This is a genomic window from Sphaerisporangium dianthi (genome assembly GCF_042654065.1).
Lineage (GTDB): Bacteria > Actinomycetota > Actinomycetes > Streptosporangiales > Streptosporangiaceae > Sphaerisporangium > Sphaerisporangium dianthi.
Genome location: NZ_JBHSFP010000019.1, coordinates 62,643 through 84,561, shown reverse-complemented (window position 1 = coordinate 84,561; position 21,919 = coordinate 62,643). Strand labels below are relative to the sequence as shown.

General features: G+C 67.2%; 22 protein-coding genes. 10 read left to right on the top strand and 12 right to left on the bottom strand.

Annotation, left to right across the window (positions count from 1 at the left end; translation table 11 throughout):
* Positions 1 to 30: 30 nt before the first annotated feature.
* The 7 genes from ACFO60_RS25035 to ACFO60_RS25005 form a co-directional block, all read right to left on the bottom strand.
* A complete protein-coding gene (locus tag ACFO60_RS25035) occupies positions 31 to 1,203 on the bottom strand; it encodes an ABC transporter permease (protein WP_380844072.1) in 1,173 nt (390 codons plus the stop codon).
* Complete coding sequence (locus tag ACFO60_RS25030) at positions 1,200 to 2,114, bottom strand: ABC transporter ATP-binding protein (protein WP_380844070.1); 915 nt, start codon at positions 2,112 to 2,114, stop codon at positions 1,200 to 1,202. Before ACFO60_RS25030 ends, ACFO60_RS25035 begins: the two co-directional genes overlap by 4 nt.
* Positions 2,107 to 2,424, bottom strand: coding sequence for a winged helix-turn-helix domain-containing protein (locus tag ACFO60_RS25025; protein ID WP_380844068.1), 318 nt, complete (start codon positions 2,422 to 2,424; stop codon positions 2,107 to 2,109). Before ACFO60_RS25025 ends, ACFO60_RS25030 begins: the two co-directional genes overlap by 8 nt.
* Positions 2,421 to 2,891 (bottom strand): hypothetical protein, encoded by a 471-nt coding sequence (locus ACFO60_RS25020; protein ID WP_380844066.1) that lies wholly within the window; start codon positions 2,889 to 2,891, stop codon positions 2,421 to 2,423. The genes ACFO60_RS25025 and ACFO60_RS25020 overlap by 4 nt, the downstream gene beginning before the upstream one ends.
* A 177-nt stretch (positions 2,892 to 3,068) precedes the next feature.
* Positions 3,069 to 3,686 carry a LutC/YkgG family protein gene (locus ACFO60_RS25015; RefSeq protein WP_380844064.1) on the bottom strand — a complete coding sequence of 206 codons (618 nt, stop codon included), beginning with the start codon at positions 3,684 to 3,686 and terminating at the stop codon, positions 3,069 to 3,071.
* Complete coding sequence (locus ACFO60_RS25010) at positions 3,683 to 5,071, bottom strand: lactate utilization protein B (RefSeq protein ID WP_380844209.1); 1,389 nt, start codon at positions 5,069 to 5,071, stop codon at positions 3,683 to 3,685. Before ACFO60_RS25010 ends, ACFO60_RS25015 begins: the two co-directional genes overlap by 4 nt.
* A gap of 73 nt (positions 5,072 to 5,144) precedes the next feature.
* Positions 5,145 to 5,921, bottom strand: coding sequence for a (Fe-S)-binding protein (locus ACFO60_RS25005; RefSeq protein WP_380844062.1), 777 nt, complete (start codon positions 5,919 to 5,921; stop codon positions 5,145 to 5,147).
* Positions 5,922 to 6,099: 178 nt separating this feature from the next.
* On the opposite strand from ACFO60_RS25005, the gene ACFO60_RS25000 reads away from it, so the two are divergent.
* The 5 genes from ACFO60_RS25000 to ACFO60_RS24980 all read left to right on the top strand — a co-directional run bounded on the left by ACFO60_RS25000 (position 6,100) and on the right by ACFO60_RS24980 (position 13,199).
* On the top strand, positions 6,100 to 7,119 hold the full coding sequence (locus ACFO60_RS25000; RefSeq protein ID WP_380844060.1) for an LLM class F420-dependent oxidoreductase: 1,020 nt from the start codon (positions 6,100 to 6,102) through the stop codon (positions 7,117 to 7,119).
* Between the two features lie 382 nt (positions 7,120 to 7,501).
* Positions 7,502 to 9,025 (top strand): hypothetical protein, encoded by a 1,524-nt coding sequence (locus ACFO60_RS24995; RefSeq protein ID WP_380844058.1) that lies wholly within the window; start codon positions 7,502 to 7,504, stop codon positions 9,023 to 9,025.
* 753 nt (positions 9,026 to 9,778) lie between these two features.
* A complete protein-coding gene (locus ACFO60_RS24990) occupies positions 9,779 to 10,795 on the top strand; it encodes an NAD-dependent epimerase/dehydratase family protein (protein ID WP_380844056.1) in 1,017 nt (338 codons plus the stop codon).
* Between the two features lie 42 nt (positions 10,796 to 10,837).
* A complete protein-coding gene (locus ACFO60_RS24985; RefSeq protein ID WP_380844054.1) occupies positions 10,838 to 11,917 on the top strand; it encodes a toll/interleukin-1 receptor domain-containing protein in 1,080 nt (359 codons plus the stop codon).
* The gene (locus ACFO60_RS24980; protein WP_380844052.1) at positions 11,910 to 13,199 is read left to right on the top strand and encodes an NUDIX domain-containing protein; all 1,290 of its coding nucleotides are present in this window, start codon (positions 11,910 to 11,912) and stop codon (positions 13,197 to 13,199) included. Before ACFO60_RS24985 ends, ACFO60_RS24980 begins: the two co-directional genes overlap by 8 nt.
* 115 nt (positions 13,200 to 13,314) lie before the next feature.
* On the opposite strand, the gene ACFO60_RS24975 is transcribed toward ACFO60_RS24980, so the two are convergent.
* Complete coding sequence (locus ACFO60_RS24975) at positions 13,315 to 13,767, bottom strand: winged helix-turn-helix transcriptional regulator (RefSeq protein WP_380844050.1); 453 nt, start codon at positions 13,765 to 13,767, stop codon at positions 13,315 to 13,317.
* A 90-nt stretch (positions 13,768 to 13,857) separates the two neighbouring features.
* Between ACFO60_RS24975 and ACFO60_RS24970 the strand changes: the two genes are divergently transcribed.
* The 3 genes from ACFO60_RS24970 to ACFO60_RS24960 all read left to right on the top strand — a co-directional run bounded on the left by ACFO60_RS24970 (position 13,858) and on the right by ACFO60_RS24960 (position 16,602).
* The gene (locus ACFO60_RS24970) at positions 13,858 to 14,451 is read left to right on the top strand and encodes a dihydrofolate reductase family protein (protein WP_380844048.1); all 594 of its coding nucleotides are present in this window, start codon (positions 13,858 to 13,860) and stop codon (positions 14,449 to 14,451) included.
* A 133-nt stretch (positions 14,452 to 14,584) separates the two neighbouring features.
* Positions 14,585 to 14,971 carry a PPOX class F420-dependent oxidoreductase gene (locus ACFO60_RS24965; RefSeq protein ID WP_380844046.1) on the top strand — a complete coding sequence of 129 codons (387 nt, stop codon included), beginning with the start codon at positions 14,585 to 14,587 and terminating at the stop codon, positions 14,969 to 14,971.
* Between the two features lie 248 nt (positions 14,972 to 15,219).
* Positions 15,220 to 16,602, top strand: a complete 1,383-nt coding sequence (locus ACFO60_RS24960) for a tetratricopeptide repeat protein (protein ID WP_380844044.1) — start codon at positions 15,220 to 15,222, stop codon at positions 16,600 to 16,602.
* Here the strand turns inward: ACFO60_RS24960 and ACFO60_RS24955 are convergent.
* From ACFO60_RS24955 to ACFO60_RS24940, 4 genes are all read right to left on the bottom strand, one after another.
* Positions 16,599 to 17,123 (bottom strand): GNAT family N-acetyltransferase, encoded by a 525-nt coding sequence (locus ACFO60_RS24955; RefSeq protein ID WP_380844042.1) that lies wholly within the window; start codon positions 17,121 to 17,123, stop codon positions 16,599 to 16,601. The two genes, ACFO60_RS24960 and ACFO60_RS24955, sit on opposite strands and share 4 nt — an antisense overlap.
* Before the next feature lie 13 nt (positions 17,124 to 17,136).
* The gene (locus tag ACFO60_RS24950) at positions 17,137 to 17,445 is read right to left on the bottom strand and encodes a type II toxin-antitoxin system TacA family antitoxin (RefSeq protein ID WP_380844040.1); all 309 of its coding nucleotides are present in this window, start codon (positions 17,443 to 17,445) and stop codon (positions 17,137 to 17,139) included.
* 214 nt (positions 17,446 to 17,659) lie between these two features.
* The gene (locus tag ACFO60_RS24945; RefSeq protein ID WP_380844038.1) at positions 17,660 to 18,796 is read right to left on the bottom strand and encodes an SGNH/GDSL hydrolase family protein; all 1,137 of its coding nucleotides are present in this window, start codon (positions 18,794 to 18,796) and stop codon (positions 17,660 to 17,662) included.
* Positions 18,797 to 18,909: 113 nt separating this feature from the next.
* A complete protein-coding gene (locus tag ACFO60_RS24940; protein ID WP_380844036.1) occupies positions 18,910 to 20,499 on the bottom strand; it encodes a hypothetical protein in 1,590 nt (529 codons plus the stop codon).
* Positions 20,500 to 20,764: 265 nt separating this feature from the next.
* Between ACFO60_RS24940 and ACFO60_RS24935 the strand changes: the two genes are divergently transcribed.
* Entirely contained in the window at positions 20,765 to 21,310 is a 546-nt protein-coding gene (locus tag ACFO60_RS24935; protein WP_380844034.1) for an ATP-binding protein, read from the top strand.
* 224 nt (positions 21,311 to 21,534) lie between these two features.
* A complete protein-coding gene (locus ACFO60_RS24930; RefSeq protein WP_380844032.1) occupies positions 21,535 to 21,843 on the top strand; it encodes a hypothetical protein in 309 nt (102 codons plus the stop codon).
* Positions 21,844 to 21,919: the final 76 nt, after the last annotated feature.

Below are 21,919 nucleotides of genomic sequence, written 5' to 3'. Positions count from 1 at the left end.
AGTACCAGGGACCGGCACCGGGCGCGGGGCTCACGCGGGGCGGCGCAGGACCTCGTTCCAGCGCACACGGGCGCCCGTGCGCAGCACGGCCCGCTGGTAGACACGTCCGCCGGCGAACAGCACGGCCGCGGCCGCCACCACCATCAGGCCCATGGCGAGGGCGGTCTCCCACAGCGGCACGTCCACGACGGTGGACCGCACCGGCATGACCATCGAGGAGAACGGCGGGACGATGGACAGCACGCGCGTCAGCACGCTGTCGGGCGACTGGGCCGCGAAGAACCCGATGAGGTAGGACGCCATCAGGAGCATCGTGGCCGGGGTGAGCACGCCGCTGAGATCCTCCTGCCTGGACACCAGCGAGGCGATCGCCGCGTACATCGCCGCATAGAAGGCGTAGCCGAGCAGGAACCACACGACCACGCCCGCCACGACCCCGTACGTGCCGTCGGGCAGTTGCGGGACGGCGCCGGAGATCTGCGCGGCGGCGAGCCCGACCGCGGCGATGACGACGAGCTGGGAGAGCCCGAGCACGCCGAGGCCGATGACCTTCCCCGTCAGCAGCTGCCACGGCCTGACCAGGGTCAGCAGGATCTCGACGATGCGGCTGCCCTTCTCCTCCACGACGCCCATCGCCACCCAGGTGCAGATCTGGATGAGCAGCATGAACAGGATGACGACGATGGTCATCGCGATCACCACGCGGACGGTGGCGTCCTCGCCGCTGCCGTTGAGCGCGACCTTCGTCAGGGCCGGCACCTGCTGGGCCTGGGCGACCTTGGCCGGGTCGAGGCCGGCCGAGGCGAGGTTCTTCTCGGTGGTCACCGTGCGGTGGGCGGTGTCCAGGATGACCGAGAGCCCGCCGTCGACGACGGTCTTGGAGATGACGGTCGCGTTGTCCACGATCGCCGCCTCGACGTCGCCGGCCGCGACGGCCTTGCGCGCCGCGGCCTCGTCGGCGTAGCGCTCGATCTTGATGGACAGGTCGTCGTCCTGCGCGGCCTGGGCGTCGAGCGCCGCCTGCAGCCGGTCGGCCTGCGCGCCCGCCAGCCCGACGGAGTGGTCGTCGGCGCCGCCGAACAGCTTGGGGAGTATGGCGAGCACGGCGACCAGCACGGCGGTGACGAGCAGGCCGTAGCGGTATCCCTTGGTGCGGCTGCGCACGTTGATCTCGCGGCGGGCGACCAGGATGACGGCGTTCACGCGACCACCTCTCGGAAGATCTCGGCCAGGCCGGGCTCCTGCCAGCCGAAGTGCTGGACCCGTCCGGCCTGCGAGGCCAGGCGCAGCGCCTCCTGGTCGTCGGCCGGGACGAGGACCACCTCGTCGTAGCGCCCCTGGTCGCCGGGGTGGGCGAGCGGCGGGCGGTCGTTCTTGGTGACGATCTCGCCGGGCAGCCGGTCGGCCCAGCCGGGCTCGGCTCCGGTCACGACGATGCGCAGCCGCTTGCGCGACTCGCGCGCCCGCAGCTCGGCCACCGTGCCCATCGCGACCATGCGCCCGGCCTTGATGATGCCGACCGAGTCGCACAGCCGCTCGACCAGGTCGAGCTGGTGGCTGGAGAAGATGACCGGCACGCCGGCGGCCGCGCGCTCGGCGAGCACGCCGGCCAGGGCGTCGACCGCGATCGGGTCAAGGCCGGAGAAGGGCTCGTCCAGCACGAGCACCTCGGGGTCGTGGATCAGCGCGACGGCGAGCTGGACGCGCTGCTGGTTGCCCAGTGAGAGGGTGTCGACGTCGTCCCCGCGCCGGCCGGTGAGGCCGAGCCGTTCGATCAGGGCCTCCGCCGAGCGCCGGGCGTCCGCCGCGCCCAATCCGCCGAGCCGGCCGAAGTACTCGACCTGCTCGGCGACCCGCATCTTGGCGTACAGCCCGCGCTCCTCCGGCATGTAGCCGAACCGGCGGCGGGCGTCGTGGCCGAGAGGACGTCCCTTCCAGCGCACCTGGCCGGCGTCGGCGCCGAGCACGCCCATCACGATGCGCATGGTCGTCGTCTTGCCCGCGCCGTTGGCGCCGACGAACCCGAACATCTCTCCGGGGCGCACGGTCAGGCTCACCCCGTCGAGCGCCACGGTGTCCCCGTAGCGCTTTTCGAGCCCTTCCATCTCAAGCATGGGGGGTTCCCTTCATGATCTTCTCCAGGACGGAAACGTACTCGCCGAAGGCCTCGCGGCCCCTCGGCGTGAGCGAGAGCCAGGTGCCGGGCTTCTTGCTGATGAAGGCCTTCTCGACCTTGACGTAGCCGGCCTCTTCGAGGGTGAGCATGTGCTTGGAGAGCAGGGAGTCGCTGACCTCGATGGTGTCGCGCAGGAACCGGAACTCCACCTTTTCCGCGGCGGCCAGCGCCGCCATGATCGACAGTCGGACCGGCGTGTGGATGAGCTGGTCGAGGTCGTGGCGGGGGTGCGCTCCGTTCTCGGTCACCTGACGCCTTCCCAGGGGCGCAGGCGCCAGGTCGCGTACAGCATGGGCAGGGCCGCGACGACCGGGGCGACCAGGCCGCCCGCGACCCACCAGCCGGTGGGGTCTTCGGGCATGGCGTACCCGAAGAGCGCCACGCCGACCATGGCGGCCACCCATACGAGGGCGACGCGCCAATGCATGCGGGCACGGTCGTACACGCCGATGCGGTAGGCGCCGAGGAAGGTCAGCAGCGTCATCACCATCCACGCGTACCCGGCGACGCGAGGGATGGGCGACGAGCCGAAGAACATCGCCGGCCAGTACAGGAGCGTCGCGACGCCCCAGACGAGGTACAGCCAGCCTGTCGACGCGGCGGACCGCCCGACGCTCTTGCGCATGCGGCCGATCTCGGCGAGCGCGTCGCCGGCGCTCATGTCCGCCTCGGCGCCCTTCTTCCCACCTGTGCTCACATCGTCACCGGCGTTCATGCGCTCACCTTTCCTTCACGTCCTCAACAAACTAACAAGTACTCAACCCCCATTCAAGTACTTTACTCGCCTTCGAGAATGACGAACCCCGGCACGGCGCGAAGCCGTACCGGGGCGGGTGACGCCGGTGCTCGATCCACCCAGGCAGCGGCCGTACGGGGGTGGGTGAGACAGGTGCTACATGACGATGATCACTTCCAGCGTGCGGGGGCCGTGCACCCCCTCGACGCGGTTCAGCTCGATGTCGCTCGTCGCGGAGGGGCCGCTGATCCACGTCATCGGCCGCACAGGGTCCAGGCGGGCGACCGCCTCCGGCACGCCGGGCACGATCTGGTCGGCGAGGACGACGCACAGGTGGTAGTCGGGCACCAGGGTGAGGGCCCTGCGTCCCTGGCCGGGGCCGGCGTCCAAGACGATCGTCCCGGTCTCGGCGATGCCCGCCGCGCAGCCGGTCACCACGCCGCCCGCCGCGTCCAGGTCGGCGGCGGCGAGCGGCGGGGCGTCGCCCAGCCGCTCGACCTCGGCGGGCACCTCGCTCAGCCACTCGCCGGGCAGCCCGCCGGGCACGACCAGGCTGCGCACGCCCTGGCCGGACAGCGCCCGCGCGACCGTCGCCGCCACCTCGTCCGCGGGCACGACGTGCACGATCGCCCGGTAGTCACGGACCCGCCCGGCGAACAGCTCGACGTCGCCGGACTCCACCCGCGCGGCGCGGTAGCCGCGGGTCACCTCGGCCGCCGGCGCGCCGGCCACGGCCGAGCGGATGCGCGCCAGTATCGCCTCGCGCGAGCTCATCGGCCGCCCTCCTGGGTGCGCCGCCACCAGTCGCGGAACGACTCGGGCGGCACCTCGGGCACGTCCCGGGTGGCGGTCCAGGCCGCGCCCGGCCCCGGCAGCCGCGTCTTCGGCACCAGCCCGCGCAGGTGCGCCGCCAGCCGCTGGGCGGTGCGCAGCCGTACGGACCTGCCCAGCACCCACCCGGCGGCGCCGAGCCCGGCGCGCTCCGCCGGGGCGTGCGGGGCCTTGGACCGCAGGTGGACGAGCACCTCGGGAATGTCGATGGCCACCGGGCACACGTCGTAGCACGCCCCGCACAGGCTGGAGGCGTACGGCAGCGAGGCGTCCAGCTCGGACTCCATGCCGCGCATCAGAGGCGTGAGGATGGCCCCGATCGGCCCCGGATAGACCGAGCCGTACGCGTGGCCGCCGACCCGCTCGTAGACCGGGCAGACGTTCAGGCAGGCCGAGCAGCGGATGCAGCGCAGCGCCTGGCGCCCGATCTCGTCGGCCAGGACCTTCGTCCGGCCGTTGTCCAGCAGCACCAGGTGGAACTCCTGGCCTTCGGTGGCGCCGGCCCACATGGAGGTGTAGGGGTTCATGCGCTCCCCGGTGGAGCTGCGCGGAAGCAACTGGAGGAAGACCTCCAGGTCACGCCACGTGGGCAGGATCTTCTCGATGCCCACCACGCTGATCAGGGTCTGCGGCAGCGTCAGGCACATGCGGCCGTTGCCCTCGGACTCCAGCACGACGAGCGTGCCGGTCTCGGCGATCAGGAAGTTGGCGCCCGAGACGCCGACCTTGGTGGACAGGAAGCGCTCGCGCAGGTGCAGCCGGGCGGCGTCCGCCAGGGCGTGGGGGTCGTCGCTCAGGCCCTCGGGCGCCGGACGGCCCCACTCGCCCATGTGCTCCATGAAGATCTCGCGGATCTCCGAACGGTTGCGGTGGATGGCCGGCACCAGGATGTGCGAGGGCCAGTCGTCGCCGAGCTGGACGATCAGCTCGGCCAGGTCGGTCTCGTAGGCGGTGACGCCCTCGCGTTCGAGCGCCTCGTTGAGGCCGATCTCCTGGGTCACCATGGACTTGACCTTCATGACCCGGGTCTCGCCGGTGGCCTTGACCAGGCCGGTGACGATGCGGTTCGCCTCGGCGGCGTCCGAGGCCCAGTGGACGTGCCCGCCGGCCCTGACGACGGCCTCCTCGGCCTGGACCAGATAGCGGTCGAGGTTGCGCAGCACGTCGTCCTTGATGGAGCGGCCGGCCGCGCGCAGTTCGTGCCAGTCGGGCAGCTCGGACACCACGGCCCCCCGCCTGGCGCGGATGGTGTGGGTGGCCTTGCGCAGGTTGAACCGGAGCTGGGAGTCGGCAAGGGCCTTCTCGGCGTTGCGCGGGAACGAGGGCATCCCGAGGAAGACGCCCGACCCTGGTCCGCTCATCGCGCGTCTCCTTCGCAGGTGGGTGACGACGGCGCCGGGGTCACCGGTCGCCCTCGGTGCTCGCGAGGATCTCCGCCAGGTGCATGACGCGGACGCCGGCGCGCTGACGGCTCAGCGTGCCGCCGATGTGCATCAGGCAGGAGTTGTCGGCCGCGCACAGCACCTCGGCGCCGGTGGCCATGACGCCGGCGACCTTGTCCCCGCACATGGCCGCGGACACGGCGGCGTTCTTCACCGCGAACGTGCCGCCGAAGCCGCAGCACTCGTCGGCGCCCGGGAGGGGGACCAGCTCCAGGCCCCGCACGTGCCGGAGGAGGGTCGTGGGCCGGTCGCCCACGCGGAGCCCGCGAAGCGAGTGGCACGTCGGGTGGTAGGTCACCCGGTGCGGGAAATACGCGCCCACGTCGGTGACGCCGAGCACGTCCACCAGGAACTCCGACAGGTCGTACACCTTCGGCGCGGTCTCGGCCACGGCCCGCGCGAACGGCGAGCGCCCCGCGTGGACGCCGGCGAAGGCCCCGGCCCGCGTGGCCCCCATGCCGGCCGCCAGCTTCGGGTACTGCTCGCGCACCATGGCGGCGCACGACCCGGACGGGGCGACCACGGCGTCGTACCCGGCGAAGACGTCGAGGAAGTGCCGCGCCAGCCGCACCCCCTCGTCGCGGTGGCCGGTGTTGGCGTGCATCTGCCCGCAGCACGTCTGGGCCTGCGGGAACTCCACCTCGCAGCCGAGGCGGCGCAGCAGCGTCACGACCGCCTTGCCGGTGCCGGGGAAGAGCGTGTCGTTGACACACGTGATGAACAGCGCGACCCGCATGGCGGCCCCCTCCTTTCGGACACTCGGCGGCCTTCGCCCGGAACGCGCGCCGGTGGACACCGATTGATCAAACTTGATCAGACCATACTCCGGGCGGGAAGGACGGCCACGTGGCCCTCGACCACGCCGGTAGAACGTGTTCTAATTGCGGCGCCGGGCGGAGCTTGGAGGGGTGGGCATGAGCGGTGAGCTGAGGCTGGGGTTGAATCTCGGCTACTGGCAGCGGAACGCCGACGACGCGACCGAGGTCGTCCAGACGGCCGAACGGCTCGGGTACGACTCGGTGTGGACCGCCGAGGCGTACGGGTCGGACGCGTTCACCCCGCTGGCCTGGTACGGCGCGCGGACCAGCCGGATCAAGCTCGGCACGAGCGTGGCCCAGATGTCGGCGCGCGCCCCGGTCACCACGGCCATGACGGCCATGACGCTCGACCACCTCACCGGGGGCCGGCTGCTGCTCGGCATCGGCGCGTCCGGGCCGCAGGTGGTGGAGGGCTGGTACGGGCAGCCGTTCCCCCGGCCGCTCGCCCGCACCCGCGAGTACGTCGACATCATGCGCAAGGTGTGGCGCCGCGAGGAGCCCGTCACCAACGACGGCCCGCACTACCCCCTCCCCTATCCCGGCGGCGCCGAGCTCGGCAAGCCGCTCAAATCGATCACTCATCCGCTGAGGCCCGAGATCCCCGTCTACCTCGGCGCCGAGGGGCCGAAGAACGTCGCCCTGGCCGCCGAGATCACCGACGGCTGGCTGCCGCTGTTCACCTTCCCCGAGAAGATCGAGACCATGTACGGCGAGTCCCTGGCCGGGGCGCGGCCGGGCTTCGACATCGCCGCGATGGTCTTCACCATGATCACCGACGACGTCCAGGCCGCGCTGGACGGCGTGAAGATGATGCTCACGCTGTACATCGGCGGCATGGGCGCCAAGAGCCGCAACTTCCACGCCGACATCGTCGGCCGCATGGGGTTCGCGGACGCCGCGCACAAGATCCAGGAGCTGTACCTGGCGGGGCGCAAGGACGAGGCGTTCCACGCCATTCCCGACGAGCTGGCCGACGGCATCTCCCTGGTCGGGCCGATCGGCCGCATCCGCGAACGCCTGGAGCCGTGGCGCGCGAGCCCGGTGACCAGCCTCCTCGTCATGGGCCCCCGCGACGAGCCGAGCCTGCGCGCCGTCCGCGACCTGGTGCTCGGCTGAGGCGTCATCGCGCCTTAGTTTCATGACGTGGCAACCGAAAAGGCCGGGCAGGCGAGGAATGAGGTGCGGCCGGGAGTTCGGCGACTTCCTGGGGTGAGGCTCCCGGCATATCCTCCTGCGGAGCCCGCCTGAGAAGAGCGCCGGGAAACCGGCTTTGGGGAGGAACACGATGCCACGGCGATCCGCAGCATTGAAATGGTCATTATGCGCCGTCGGGATGGCCCTTCTGGCCCAGATACCGCCCGCTTCCGCTTCCACCATCACTTCCGGTTCCGGTTCCGCGAAGGGGCTCGCCCGCCCGGCCGGCGGCACGGCCGCGGCCACCCGCCCATCCCCCGTCCGGCCTGCGGATCTCACGGTCTTCGCCTTCAGCCAGTCCGACGTGGGCCAGGAAGATCCGCAGGTGTACAAGCTGGTGCCGGACATCAACATCCGGGCCATCGGGAAATGGTCCACCAACGGCGACGAGGCGGCCGACTACAATTTCGCCCAGATCGGGCGTTATCACAACAAAGGCATCACGTTCATGGGCAGCGGGACGTCCAGCGTCATCTTCCCGCAGGACTTCGCCGACGCCGGGGTCTTCGACGACATGTCGACACGCGACGCGGACAACAATCCGGTCCCCCACGACGAGTTCGGTTTCCCCGAGCCCGCGCGCCGGGGCAACATGTTCAACCCGGAATATCGCCGGTACCTGCTCGGCTGGGCCAAGATCCAGGTCGACGGCGGGGTGGACGGGGTCTCCTTCGACGAGGTGAACGCCGGGTTCAGCGGCGGGCAGAAGTACGGCTTCAACGGCAACGAGGGATTCGACGACTACGCCATCGCGGACTTCAACCGATACCTGTTGAACAAGTACCCCGCTTTCACGGCCGGCGACTGGAAGAGCCGTTTCGGGATGACCGACGACAACCTCCCGCGACGCGACGTCCCTGCCGGCGACCTGGCGCGCAACTTCAACTACCGCACCTACCTCAAGGCGCACGGCTGGAACACCGCCCCCCTCACCTCCGCCAACCCGCTGGCCGGCGAGTGGGGGCGCGTGACCCCCAACCGGATGTACGCCGACGACACCTCGTTCACCGCGACCTACCTGCGGCGCTACTGGAAGCAGATCGTGGACGAACTGCGGGCCTACGCGCTGAGGACGGCCCACCGCCAGATCCTGATCTCCTCCAACGGGCTCCTCCCGTACGTGGACTTCAACAGTGTCGGGATGTACCCGTGGAACGCCGACGAGCAGACGCCCGACTACCGGGGGGCCGACTACGTCCCCGTGGTCGGCGGCCATCTCAACGGCGCCAAGTCGCTGCAGGCCAACTATCGGTATCTGAAGGAGAAGAGCCGCCAGATCGCGGGCGACGTCCCGGTGACGGTCTTCATCGACTGGCCGAACGACATGATGACCAACTACCTGAACCTGCCGCTCGCCGAGAAGCAGGACTACTGGAAGATCTTCGGCGCCGAGGCCTACGCCAACGGGCTGTTCCCGGCCTTCCACCTGAAGGACACGGTCGGCAGCCCGACCGCGGAACAGTACGGCATGCTCGACTTCTTCCAGACCTACACGCGGTTCTACAAGGATCACCGCTCGCTCTACCAGCGCAACGACCCCGACGCGCAGGCCGTGAGCGTCGGGACGGCCGGCGTGTCGGCGAGCCTGCTCGTCCAGCGCGGCAGCGGAGCGCGGACGATCCACCTCGTCAACCACAACTACGACCAGGGGATCACTCCTCAGACCCACCTCAGCGTGCAGGTCCAGTTGCCGCGGTGCCCGCGGAAGGTCTCTGTGATCTCTCCCGACTTCGCGGGGTCGAAGACGCCGGTCTCCTCGTGTCACCAGGGGCGGCTGTCGGTGACCGTCGACCGGCTCGACTACTACGACGTGCTCGTGCTGAGCTGACGTCCTGGCGCTCTGCGACGTGCTCGAACTGAGCTGACGTCCTGCCGCCGCTTCCCCGTGGCATCGAGGTGGAAGCGGCGGTGATCTCGGCGGCGAGCGACGTCCCGGCATTCCACCGTGACGGGTCCGCGCAGGTGTGAGCACCGGGAGGGAGGGCGGCCAGCCCCGGTCACGCCCTCCCCTCCGGTGCTCGCGGGCACGGCGGCCATTCTCGAAGAGCGCGCCCCACTCTTTTCGCCGCGACCCGGATTCCCTGCGAACCGGAGTCCGCGTCTCCAACGGTAGGCGGCCACCGCCACATTTGCAACTATTCCTACTAGCTTTAACTGGAAATCGTGGTCGCAGGCACGTCCCGGCGACGCGGACGCGCTCACCGCGAAGATCCACGCGCCCCAACAGCGCGCGGCGACGGCGCCCGACCACCCGAGATCACGCACCGGCGGGCGGCGCCTGCGCCTCACCCTCACCCTCACCCTCACCCTCACCCGCGCCCGCGCCCGCGCCCGCGCCCGCGCCAAGGCAGGCACTACTCGTCCTGCCATGGGTCCCCCAAGGCCTGAGGGAGTACGTGAAGTGCCCGGGAGATCCGGACCACGCCTCGGTGATCCTTTACCGTGATCCTTTACCGTGATCCTTTACGTGATCCTTTACCGTGATCCTTCCCGTCGATCACAGCGCTGATCGAATGGGGTGAAATCTCAGGCTCCGACGCACCGGGCACAGCGAGAACGTGTTGAGAGCGGCAATGGGATCATGCAGACTGCAAGATGTGGCAGCCCACTCTCGCGGACAAGAGCAAGGCACAGTTCCATGAGCCGAGCAAGGGTTCTGGTGACCGGAGCCGGAGGATTCATCGGATCTCACCTGGTGAGCTCGCTCAAACGTGAAGGTCATGCTGTTCGCGGTGCAGATCTCAAATATCCAGAATTCTCCCCTACAAGCGCGGACGAGTACATCATCTGCGATCTCCGCGAGGTGCGCGAGGCCACACCGGCTTTCCGTGACGTCGACTACGTATGCGCCCTGGCGGCCGATATCGGCGGAATGGGGCACATTTCGAAGAACGAAGCCGACATTCTGACGAACAACACACTGATAAGCATCAACAGTTTGCGACTCGCCACCCGATATCGGGTCGAACGCTTTCTCTTCGCGTCCTCCGCCTGCGTCTACCCGATGACGCTACAGACAGCGCCGGAATCCCCCGCCCTACAGGAGGACGCCGTGCTTCCCGCCGACCCGCAGGGCGCGTACGGATGGGAGAAGCTGTTCAGCGAGCAAGCTTGCAGGTACTATTCCGAACAGCACCGGCTCGATGTCCGAGTGGCTCGGTTACACAATATCTACGGACCGGAGGGCACATACCAGGGAGGACGGGAAAAAGCCCCCGCAGCAATATGCAGAAAGGTGGCGGCCGCGCAACCGTGCGATGCCATCGAGATTTGGGGGGATGGCGGGCAGACGCGTTCTTTCTGCTATATAAGTGATTGCGTCGACGCTTTGAGCCGCCTCTTGGCCTCGAATATCACCCAACCGGTCAACATCGGATCCGAAGAGGCGATCTCGATCGAGTCCTTGGCGCGAAAGATAATCTCCGTCTCCGGGAAGAAGTTGGATCTCCGATTCACCGACGGCCCCGAGGGTGTCAGGGGACGCACCAGCGACAGCACTCGCGCGCACCGTCTTCTGGACTGGCGCCCCACCACTCCGTTGGATGCCGGGCTGGCAAGAACGTACGAATGGATCGCCGCACAATTGCAGCGGGCCTGACACCGGCCGTCGACGACCGACCACCGGTCGCCATGAGAGCAGATGGAGGGCACGGTGCACGAAAAGGAGACGGTAGATTTCTTCATCAGCCATGCCGGCGGCGACTCGGCGTGGGCCGAATGGATTGACCAGGTGCTCCGCCGCGCGAATCACAGTACGATCACCGATCTATACGAGTTCGAGGTCGGGCGGAACTTCATCCTCTTGATGGAGGATGCGTTACAGCGGGCCGACAAGCTTCTGCTCATCTGGTCATCGAAGGCCCGTGCGCGCTACATGGTGGAAGTAGAGTGGTCCAGCGCCATGGCGCGCAACCGTGACCGGGTGATTCCGATCGTCGTCGAAGAATGCGAAGTCCCGGCTGTCCTGAGCGCGACCATGCACATCAACCTGACCAAGTTCTCAGATGGACAGACCGCCGGTGAAGCACTTGTGCAGGCATTACATGGACGTGAGCGTCCCACCGACACGGTGAATTATCCGCGAACCGTGAATCCTGTGGTCATGCCGTTCTCCTCGGAACTGCAAAGGCGCGTCTCCAATCAGCACGAGGCGGCAAGGCAGGACGCCACCACCGCCCTCGACTTCAGCTTGGACACTCACATCTTCCCGCGGCCTGGACACTCGATGTTCACCGTCTCCGAAGACGTCAGCGAAGTATGGATGATCGCCAAAGGATTCGATTCGTTCCTGCACGACAACGCCAGGGGGATCAAGCATGCCATCGCCCGTGGAACGACCTTTCGCTTTCTCATGCACGATCCCGGCAACACCGAGCTCATGAAGATGATGGCACTGACGAGTTACAGCAACCGCGACCACCAGAACGTCGCACTTCGACTGAAGAGCGCGGTCGATCAGATTCGCGGGCTGGCGGAAGACCGGGGGGACGCCGTCGAACTGCGGCTCGTCTCGTGGCCGATCGTCACCGGTTGCACCTTCTTCGGGCCGAACGATCGGCTGGGTCTCGCGTACATGGAAATCTTCGGTTACCGGATCTCATTGAACGAGAGGCAGGCCCTGACCGTTTCACGCGCGCGCGATCCGCAGCTCTTCAGGTATCTCCGCGAACATTTCGTGGCCCAGTGGCGCGACGCCGAGCAGGTGGTGTGGGATGACTGACCTCAAGGACGCGGGCGGCTTGGCCGAGGTGCCGTTCATCGTCTGCACCGGCGGCGTGCCCGGCTCTGGAAAGACCACGCTCATGCGGAGACTGGCGTCATACGCCGAACACTCTCCGTCGCTTGTCGTCTCCGAAGACCTGCGGCGCGAGCACGGACTCCAGGACCCGTTCAACGCCGACTTTCGAGCACGCCTGCACGACCTCCTGGCCGAGGAAGTGAGCGTCCGGACGGACAGAGGATGCAATGCCGTCCTGGTGGACTCCAACCTGCTGGAAAGAGGCGCCAGGCGCCAGGTTCTGGAGGCGGCAGGCCGCGACTGGAAGCGCGTCTTCATAGCACCGTACGCATGCCTCGATGTGCTACGCGAGCGTGTGGCGAAAAAGTTCGGCGTCGGCTACATGTACCCGAGCCATCAGTTCTCCATCGACAGCGTCATTGATCACAGTCTGTACTTCGGCGAGCCCGTTTTTCTGGAAGAAGCTCTCGAGACCTTCGACGTCGTCATCTCCCATCGTACCGACGGGGACCACACGAGATGGTGGACGAGGACGGGCGATCTCGGCGAGTTCGCCCGTTCATTGGCGCGTGCGCTCACCAAAGAGCCGGCACACTCTTCTCTGGGCTCCGAGCACTCACAGCGGATCAGAATATCCAGCCGGCAGGACAGTTGGTGCTGGGACCCGGAGTCCACCGGCCTGCTGGCCGTGTCGCCCGAGCGACCGGCGACTTATCACGCACGAAAGAAAATGATCGAGACGAAAGGCGCCAATAAGCCGACCCCGGCCACGAAGAACGCTCTCGGTGATTTCGCCACCTCCTACCCCGGCCTATTGAGAAGTAGCCTGGGAAACACCCAGCTCATCGTGCCCTCAGTCCGTGTCGTGATCCACGACGACCATGGACGTATCCTCCTGATACGCCGTCGCGACACCGAGGAGTGGGCTTTGATCGGCGGCGCGCACGAACTGGATGAAGAGGTCGCTGAAACAGCGCGGAGGGAGGTTCGCGAGGAAGCGGGGATCGAACTGGGCAGGCTTGATCTGGCCGCCGTGCTGAGCGGACCCAAACAAGTCGTACAAGACCGGTTCGGCAATATCAATCAGGGCCTGGTCTTCGTTTTCAAATCCGAGATACCCAGCGGCACCATCCCGGTTCGCGAAACGGCCGAGACCGTCGACGCGGCGTGGTTCGGCTTGGATCAACGCCCCACTCTCAGCAAGCGTCACGAGCTTTCTCTCCAGAGCGCCCTGAGATTCGACGGCACGGTCACGGTCACCTGATGTGGATTCGACGGCTCAAGCTCAGATGACCTCGGCGAGGCGAGCGGCGTCCAGCGTCCCACCGTGACGGGTCCGTGCAGGCGAGCCTCGCTCAAAGCTCTGGATCGCGCCGCGATCAGATGGCCGCGCCGGGGCCGGGCAGTAGGTCGACGTCGCCCGCGTGCATCGGCTCGCCGCAGTGGGCGCAGCGCAGGTCGACGCCGCCGATCTCACCGCAGGCGTGATGGCGGTAGAGCACCGGCGGGCCGGCCTCGCCGGCGAGCCACTTGTCGCCCCAGCCGGCCATGACCATGAGCAGGTCGACGAGCTCGGCGCCCTTCTCCGTCAGGACGTACTCGTACCGCGGGCGCCGGTCGTAGGGCCTGCGTTCGAGCACTCCTTGCTCGACGAGGTGGTTGAGCCGCTCGGTCAGCACCTTGCGCGAGATGCCGAGGTCCGCCTGGATCTGCTCGAACCGGGTGAGCCCGGCCCACACGTCGCGCAGGACCAGTGGCGACCAGGGCTCCCCGATGACGTCGAGCGTGCGCGCGATCGAGCACGCCATCTCACTGAAGTTCGTGCGCTGCATGGCACCAGTCTAGCAATCGGGGTTCCCTGAGGGAACTCCAACTGGTACGGTCATGGAGTCTCCTGAAGGAACTCCAGGAAGGATCGCGAGATGAGCAGGGTCATCAGCGCCCACGCGGTGTCGGTCGACGGTTACCTCACCGGTCGTGATCCCGGCGCCGGACGCGGGCTCGGCGACGGGACGATGCTGTTCGACTGGTACTTCGACGGCGACACGCCGAGCCAGGTGTTCGACGGGTTCCAGCTGGGCGGGCCGAGCGCCCGCGTCTTCGACGCCCTCGCCGGACGGGTGGGCGCGATCGTGGCGGGGCGCAACACCTATGAGGACTCCGACCACTTCGGCGGCGGCAGCCCGCACCCGACGGCCCCGCTGTTCGTCCTCAGCCATCGGCCGGCACCGGAGATGACCGAGCGGCAGACCCTGGTCACCACCGGCATCGGGGACGCGGTCGCGGCGGCTCGCGAGGCCGCCGGCGGCCGAGACGTCGGCCTCATGGGCGGCGGCGTCGCGACCGAGGCGCTGAAGGCGGGGCTCGTCGACGAGGTGATCCTCCACCAGGTGCCGATCCTGCTCGGCGGCGGGCGCCCCTTCTTCCAGGCGCTGCCCGAGCACGTGCGCCTGCGCCTGCTCGAAGCCGTCCCCGCGCCGGGCGTCACCCACCTCCACTACGAGGTCGAGCGCTGATCCTCCTCACCGGCGACCCGGCGGTGAGCGGCATCGACACCGCCCAGGCACTGCCCGGCCCGGGCGAGGACGTCGTCGTCGCCCGAGACCGCCCGAACCCCACCCCCAACCGGCACAGAGTCCACGCCAGGAGATGACCACGATGCTCGACCCCGAGATCCGCCGCGTACTCGACGGCACCCCGATCGCCCACCTCGCCACCGTCCTCCCCGACGGCGCTCCCCACTCCGTTCCCGTCTGGATCGGCACGGACGGCGACCATGTCGTGATCCTCACCGGCCCGGACTCCCGCAAGGCGCGCAACCTGCGTCGCGACCCGCGGGTGGCCCTCTCCCTGACGCCGGCCGGCAACCCGTTCCAGCCGGTCATCGTCCGCGGCAGGGTCGTCGAGTGGCTCGACGGCGACGCCGCCTGGGAGATCGTCGACCGGATCTCCACCAAGTACATCGGCGGCCCCTACACGCGTAGCGAGGAGCGCGTCGTCGCGCTCATCAAGCCCCATCGGCAGATCATGGGCTGAGACGTCCCGAGTCGCCGGTGACGATGCCCGGAAAGCGGAGATTCCTCATCCATGTGCGGAGGTGCTTTTCGCCTGCCCCCGAGTGTAGCCGAATTCCTCCATTTCACGCCGAATGATTGATTTGGTCCGTTATTTGCTCATACGTGTTCGGGATACTCTCGCAGAGTGCGCGAACCCTCTCCAGTAACAGTTGGGCGAACATTGGCCCACAGTCCGCAATATAAGGCCGAGGTTGGCAAGATGGCCACGTGCGCTCCCCGGACTTCGAACTCAAGATCGTCTCTCTTGTACGGTATGTAGATGCATGCTCACCTGCCAACCGGCACGGCGACTGCCCTTTCGCCGTGGAACGGCAAGGCGAGCGCACCTGTCGTGAAGAGTGCCGGGGGGTGGTCGCGTCGCTGCTCAGGCGCGGACGAAGTACTCCAGAACAGAGTCTCCATGCGTTCGATGCACGTCAATTGCGGCTGAGCGAGCCTAAGGGAGCACCAGACATCCTCTGGCACACTTCCTCACTCCTTCAATTAGTGGTAGCCGCCGCACGAGCGCATCCGATAGATCCGAACGGAGCCATCAACCTTCGACGGTTCGTTGACGTCACCTCTGCTTTGGGCGCTCTCGGCTGTCGCGGCCTTGATCCGGACCATCTCGTTCGGCGTGGAGTCGCACAGTACATAAAGCTCGGACTCGCCGCCTGGATCAACAAGTTGCAGCGTTCGGATGATCCACGCGGAGATTGGGAACATGCCAATAAATGGCGGACGTTCTTTGAGGAAAGCGTACCAAGTGAGGCTGCTTCCACCATGTCGTATATCGCGGCGACCCTTCACGGTCCCGCAGCCCGCCGCTTGGACACCTGGTTGGAGTCTGCACCCCTAGAGGACATCCTGATGTGGAGGCCGCCCACCACGCCGTTGGAATCTTCGTCTACAGCCCTTACAGGTGAAGCCGTTGAGACATGGACCTGGATCGTGGACAGGTTCACACAGACTTACCTTGACAGATGGTCACTCTCTTCCTTGAAGAGGGAATACTCATTTGTAAAAGGCGCCTGGAATCCTAACGCGCCGGCAGAGCTTCTCAGTGAGCGGATGATAGCGTCCACAGAAGTGGCCACTGCGTTGGCCGACAGGACTCTGCGTAATGACGATCTCATCGATCCGGCCATGATGAATGCTCTGGTAGATCAGGCTCTAGCTCTACTGCAGGACGGGCAGCGGAATGCGGCAGCAGCCCTGTTCGAGGGTGCCCGCCTGCTTGACCCCGCCGACAAGATGACACAGAATAATTACGCGTTCTGTATTCTCATAGACAAGCCTGGCGAGGCGCTGCGCTTGCTTAAGGATTTACTTCAACGAGGCGCACCCGTCCCTGCCGTGACTCTTTGCAACATAGCGCTTGCCGAATCACTACTTGGGCAGACCAGGGCGGCGCTGGAAGCATGCGAGCAAGCCTGTCAATCCGCCAAAGACGGCTCTACCGCTATTCTTTGGCAAAAGAGCACCAAAGACTGGTTTGCTGAATACACAGACGTGCGGAGATGGGCGGTACGCTTTGCCGCAGAGTTGGAAGAGGCAGAGAATGCTTCCAGCAGCCAGTGGAGACGACGACCAGAGCAGTTTGAAGCCTAAGACTCGGCCGGTTTGGAATGCTGAGCTCTGAGCGCTTTCTTGAGATCCTTTATCAACAAGAATAGGTGGAGTGGATCCGTAGGAGATGGCTCGAACTCTGCATGTCGTAGATAGAACTCCTTGGCATCCTCGTCTTTTGCATGAATCAAGAGAGCCCTGACGCCGACCTCGTCAGCGGCGTTCGCCACTCGAATCAAAGCATCCCTGAGCAGCGCCCGACCAAGCCCCTTGTTCTGTGCCGAGGAGTCCACGGCCAGACGCGCGAGCAAAATCACCGGGATAGGGTGGGCGGGCAGACCACGAGCAATTCGACCTGGAGCCTGCGCTCGCTCGACCCCGCCGGTCGCCAAAGCGTAGTACCCCATGACTCTTACATCCTGCAAGGTAACGAAGACGGTCGCCATACCAGCCTGCTGGCTGACCCAAGCATATTTCTTGAGCCAGTCATCAAGATCGGGCTGGTTACAACTGAACTCGTCGACACTGTCCTGTGCGGTCAGTTTGCGAGGTATCGAGAACACGGGCTTCTCTCCGCTAACTGTCGAAAGTACCTGGCTCCTCCGAAAGGAGCTCGGTCAGTCGCGGCTTGATGACCGCCGGCCGCTCAAGACTATCCTCGAAAGCGGCCCAGGACGCATCATCAAGCATGAACCAGCGACGATCGGCGAGAACTTGTTCCGCCGCCTTGCTCGCGCTGTCAAGAATGAATGACGTCACGGTCGTATTAGTGGCTTGTGCCGCCAACCGGATGAGCGCGTCCTGCCGTGCACTTGCGCGCAAGTTGAGCCTTGTCTCTCGGGCGCTTCGGGGTTCCTGCTCAGGGTTGGCATTGTTGCTGTCCACAGCCTGCTCCTCCTAGCCCTTGCCGCCGAGCGTACTGACATTGTACGTACGTGTCAAGAATCTGTACATGCAATGTATGTACATGAGATGCCATGCCGCGCCTGGTGCCGCGAGCATTCCTCGTCGACGGCGCGGTCCGGCGATCGTGACCTGCTCGCCGGCCGTGTCGGCTACCAGGGCATACCCTCGGACAGCTGCGCGGTAGGGGCCTGCCTCAGCTGAGGTGGAGGTGGGTGAGGTCGACGGCGTCGGCCATGGCCTGGGCGCCCGCGTCGTTGGGGTGCAGGTGGTCGCCGCTGTCGAGGTCGGGACGGATCGCGTCCGGCTCGCCGGGGTCGGCCACGGCGTGCGCGAAGTCCACCACCGCGTCGAAGACGCCTGAGGTGCGGATCCAGTCGTTGACCTCCCGGCGGACGAGCTGGCCCTCCGGGGTGTCCACGCCCGGGTAGATCGTGCCCAGATACGGTCCGAGGGTCCCGCCGAGGACGGTCAGACCGGCGTCGCGGGCCCGGCGGGCCAGCTCGGTGAAACCGGCCGCGAGTTCGTCGGCGGCGGGCACCCGCTCCCCGCTCGCCGCGCCCAGGCCGATGTCGTTCAGCCCGAAGTGCAGCAGGACATGGGTCGCGCCCGGCACGGAAAGGACGTCCCGGTCGAAGCGCGCGAGCGCGTGCCGCCCCACCTCGTCGGTCAGCAGCCGGTTCCCGCCGATGCCCTGGTTCACCACCCAGCCGCGCTCGAGCCGCGCGTTGAGCAGGTTGGGAAACCGGCGGTTGGCGCCGTGGGAGGTGCCGGCACCCTCGAACCAGGAGTCGCCGAAGGCCACGGCCACGGCGGTCCCCTCGGGGGCGAGGACGTCCACGCCGGTGACGAAGAACCGGCTGTCGATCTCCTCGGCGGCAGGCAGCGAGGACGCCGACACGGCGTCGCCCTCGGCCACGTAGCCGGTCTCCAGCGGAGTGTGGGAGAAGGTGGCCGGGCCGGTCTCCTCCGGCAGGTAAAGGCTCACGGCCAGGTCGGTCCCCGCGTCCACGGCCAGGGGTACGGGGTCGGTGGTGACCTCGCCGCCCGGGGCGATGGTGACCTCGGCGGCGCCGCCGAACGTGAGGGGCGCGTCGGACCCGGCGAGGATCTCTCCGCCGGACTTCCTCAGGGCCACGCGGGCGGCGGCCACCACGAGGGGCCGGTCGCCGAAGCGGTTGCTGAGCAGTACGCGCAGCCCTTCCCCACCGCCGTCGAGGTGGAGAATCTGCCGGAGGGTCTGGCCGGCGAACCCGCGGGGCTCCTTGAGCTTGAAGTTCTCCCCCGGGCTGAGAACGGCGGAACGGAACGCGGCGGTCCAAGTCGTCGTCATGGCCGTCCAGAACACCCGCGCGAGATGCTCTATTCCATATAAAATCCGTAGGTTTTAAGGATTATGCGCCCTTCGGCCGTCGTGCGGGGACGGCGGAGCACGGCAGCAGCACGTCAGACGAGACCTGAGATGTGAGGGGCGATGCCGAGGGAGCGAAGCTCCTCGTCAAGGGTGCGGACGTACTTGTTGCCCGCCCAGGGCTGGAGCCGGGCACGAGCCTGCCGCACGGACTCAGCGAGCCGCGCCGAACTGTGCCCCACCGTGATCTGAGCCGCACTACGGATCTTGTCGACGGCAGCGGGAATCTCACGCTTCTGGGTCAGAGCCTTGGCGTAGTACAGGAAGGCCTCACCACGCGCCAGCTTGCGCGTCATGGGGGCCGCCAAAGTCCTTTCGACCGCGTCGATCGCATCATCGGGACGTCCCCAGGCGATCATGCAGAAGGCGGCGTTCTTCCGGACCCCGTTCGGGGTCCACCAGTACAGGTAAGAAGGGTCCGTCTCATTTCCCGGTTGGTCGATGAAATGACGCGACTGCGCGAGCGCGTGTTCACTGTCCCGGACTCTGCCTGCTGTGGCCAGTGCTCGTGCGAGGTCTATCGCGTGCACCGATTTCAAGACCGTGCTCGCGCTCTGTCGCGCCCAGCCTTGCGCGGCGAATATGTGATCCAGCGCTTCCCCTACCCGGCCCTGATGGAGAGACATGCCACTCAAACAGGTGTGCAGGTACGAGATCAGCGTCGGGTCTCCGACCTCGTGAGCCGCCGTCAGCGCCTCCTTGTAGCGCTGACGTGCTCCGGCATAGTCCATCAGGTCGTGGTGCAGCCAGCCGGCGAGCTGGTTGAGTTCGGCGTGGGCGCGGGTGAGCCGGTCGCGCAGCCCCGGTAGAAGGGTCTCGCGGCTCAGCAGGTCGGTGACGAGGCGGCGTTGGCCGTCGACGATGGGGAGTACGGTCTCGGGGCCGAAGTCGTCGTCCAGGCGGCGGCATCGGACGGTGAGCTTCTCGATCACTTCGACGGTCGCGACGTCCACCCGGGCAGAGGCTCGGACCGCTGACGCCAGCCGGTCTTTCTCCGGAGGGGACAGGTGCCTGAGCAGGACCACGGCCGGGGCCCCGCCGAGCGCCAGGGCCAGCTCGAACAGCAGATCGCGGCGCTTCACATCGGCCTCCTCGGCTCCGAGGGCACGCAGCAACGAGGCGCAGTCCTGCGGCGTGGGAACAGGGACCGCCTCACGTGCCGCTTCCAGACTCATGGTGACATGACGGGCAGGCGGAGCCGGGACACCAGAGGGCCGCTGTGGAGGGAGGTGCCGGTGATCCGTCCGGTCGATGAGCTGGCGGTCGCGCACGCTGTAGGAGGCGTACACCTCGTCGGTGATCAGATGCCGGGCGGCGGTCTGGTAGACCTGCGCGAACAGCGCCACTGTGCGCGCGGTGGGCCGCTTGCCGCGCCTGGGCCAGTGCTCGAAGTCGTACAGCCGTGACTCCCGCAGCGCGGCGGTCCCGGCCGGGTCGAGATCGTTGTACAGCGCCACGGCCTCGGCGGCGGTGCGTCCGTAGGCGTAGCGGTACAGGCGGAGCGGGCTCACGTCGAGGTACACCGCGAACAGGTCGGCGATCTGCTCGAAGCCGTAGCCCTTGGCGCGCAGCGCCTCACTGCGCCGCCGGCATTCGAGCAGGACGTGCACTCCCTCACCTGACATGGCTCAACGCCTCCCGGATACGACGCGACACGGAATCATTACACGCAGCGTACCTTTCTCATCACCCGGAGTAATGGAAAATGTGATACCCGTTGACGTCCGCCGGAGGACGCGGCTCTGGCGGACGTCCTCATTCGAGCAGCTCACCGGCCTGCCAGGCGAGGGCGATACGACCAGGCGAGGCGGGGATCAGCGAGATCGGCGGCACCGGCCATGGTTCTGGCTTGTGTGCATGCCCTTCGAACCCTGCGATGAGGAGGCCCGCGTGGCCGCCATCCCGATCACGCTCCCTGAGCCGCTCGCCGGCGGCCACCCGTCACGATCCGAACCGGTCAGCGAATCGGTGCGGCTGGGCCCCGAGGTCCTCATCTGGCGGCGCGCCTTCTCCGCTCGGCCGGACCAGGCGTCCGGGGCCAGGAGGTTCGCCCGCTTCCTGCTCGCCGGCACGGTCTTCGCCGACGACGCCGAGCTGATCGTGGGCGAGCTCGCGGGCAACGCGATCCGCCATACCCGCAGCGGGCCGCCCGACGGCCACTTCACCGTCGAGATCACACTCACGTCCGCCCGCCACGCGGCCCTCACCGCTCCGGCGTCGGCGGTGAACGTCCTGATCACCGTGTACGACCTCGGCGGTGGCGGCATCCCCCGGTTCGATGACGGCGGTCGGCACGATTCGTACGAGGAGAACGGACGCGGCCTCGCGATCGTGACCGCCCTCGCCGCCCGCGTCGGCCACCAGGGCACCCCCGCCGGCGGCCACCGAGTATGGGCCTACCTCACCGCCCCGGACTCACACCCGGCACACCCATGACCGCCGACCGGTCCGGCTGTTCACGACGCTCGGCCACCCGCCTCAGGCAACGAAGGCGTGCAGAGGTTGACAACAACTGTGCCGAGAACGTCAACACCTGCCCGACCAGTCCCTGACACGCTTGGGAGATCGACATACGGCGTGCGGACGGCCCCTCCCGCGCATCGCCTCGAAGGGCGCACCACGCCGCGTAAGCCGAAACCATCAGCGAAGGAGAAAAGGAAATGAGCGCACTGAGAAGAGCCGGACTTGCGGTGTCCGGGGCGGTCCTGGCCATCACGCTGGGCACACAGGCGGCCACGGCGTCCATTGTCACTTACAACCTCGGGTTCTGGTCGCAGGTCTGCGCCGGCGGCATCTCGGCGCGCGATATCCGAGATTTCCGGAGCCTTCTCCAGGCTGACAACTGGCAGCCTGCCCACCAGTACGCGGGTTACCCGGACAGCGCGTTGAAGCTCATGCTGCAGCGGGGATGTACGGCATTCGACAGGTACAGGACCGCCGAGGCCGCCAACCGCGCTGTCTGGGGATAGTCCCCTCTCCATACGTCGAACCTGGAGATCGAGCAGTCACGGGGGCGGTCTCCAGGAAGGCGTGAAGCCGGACCGG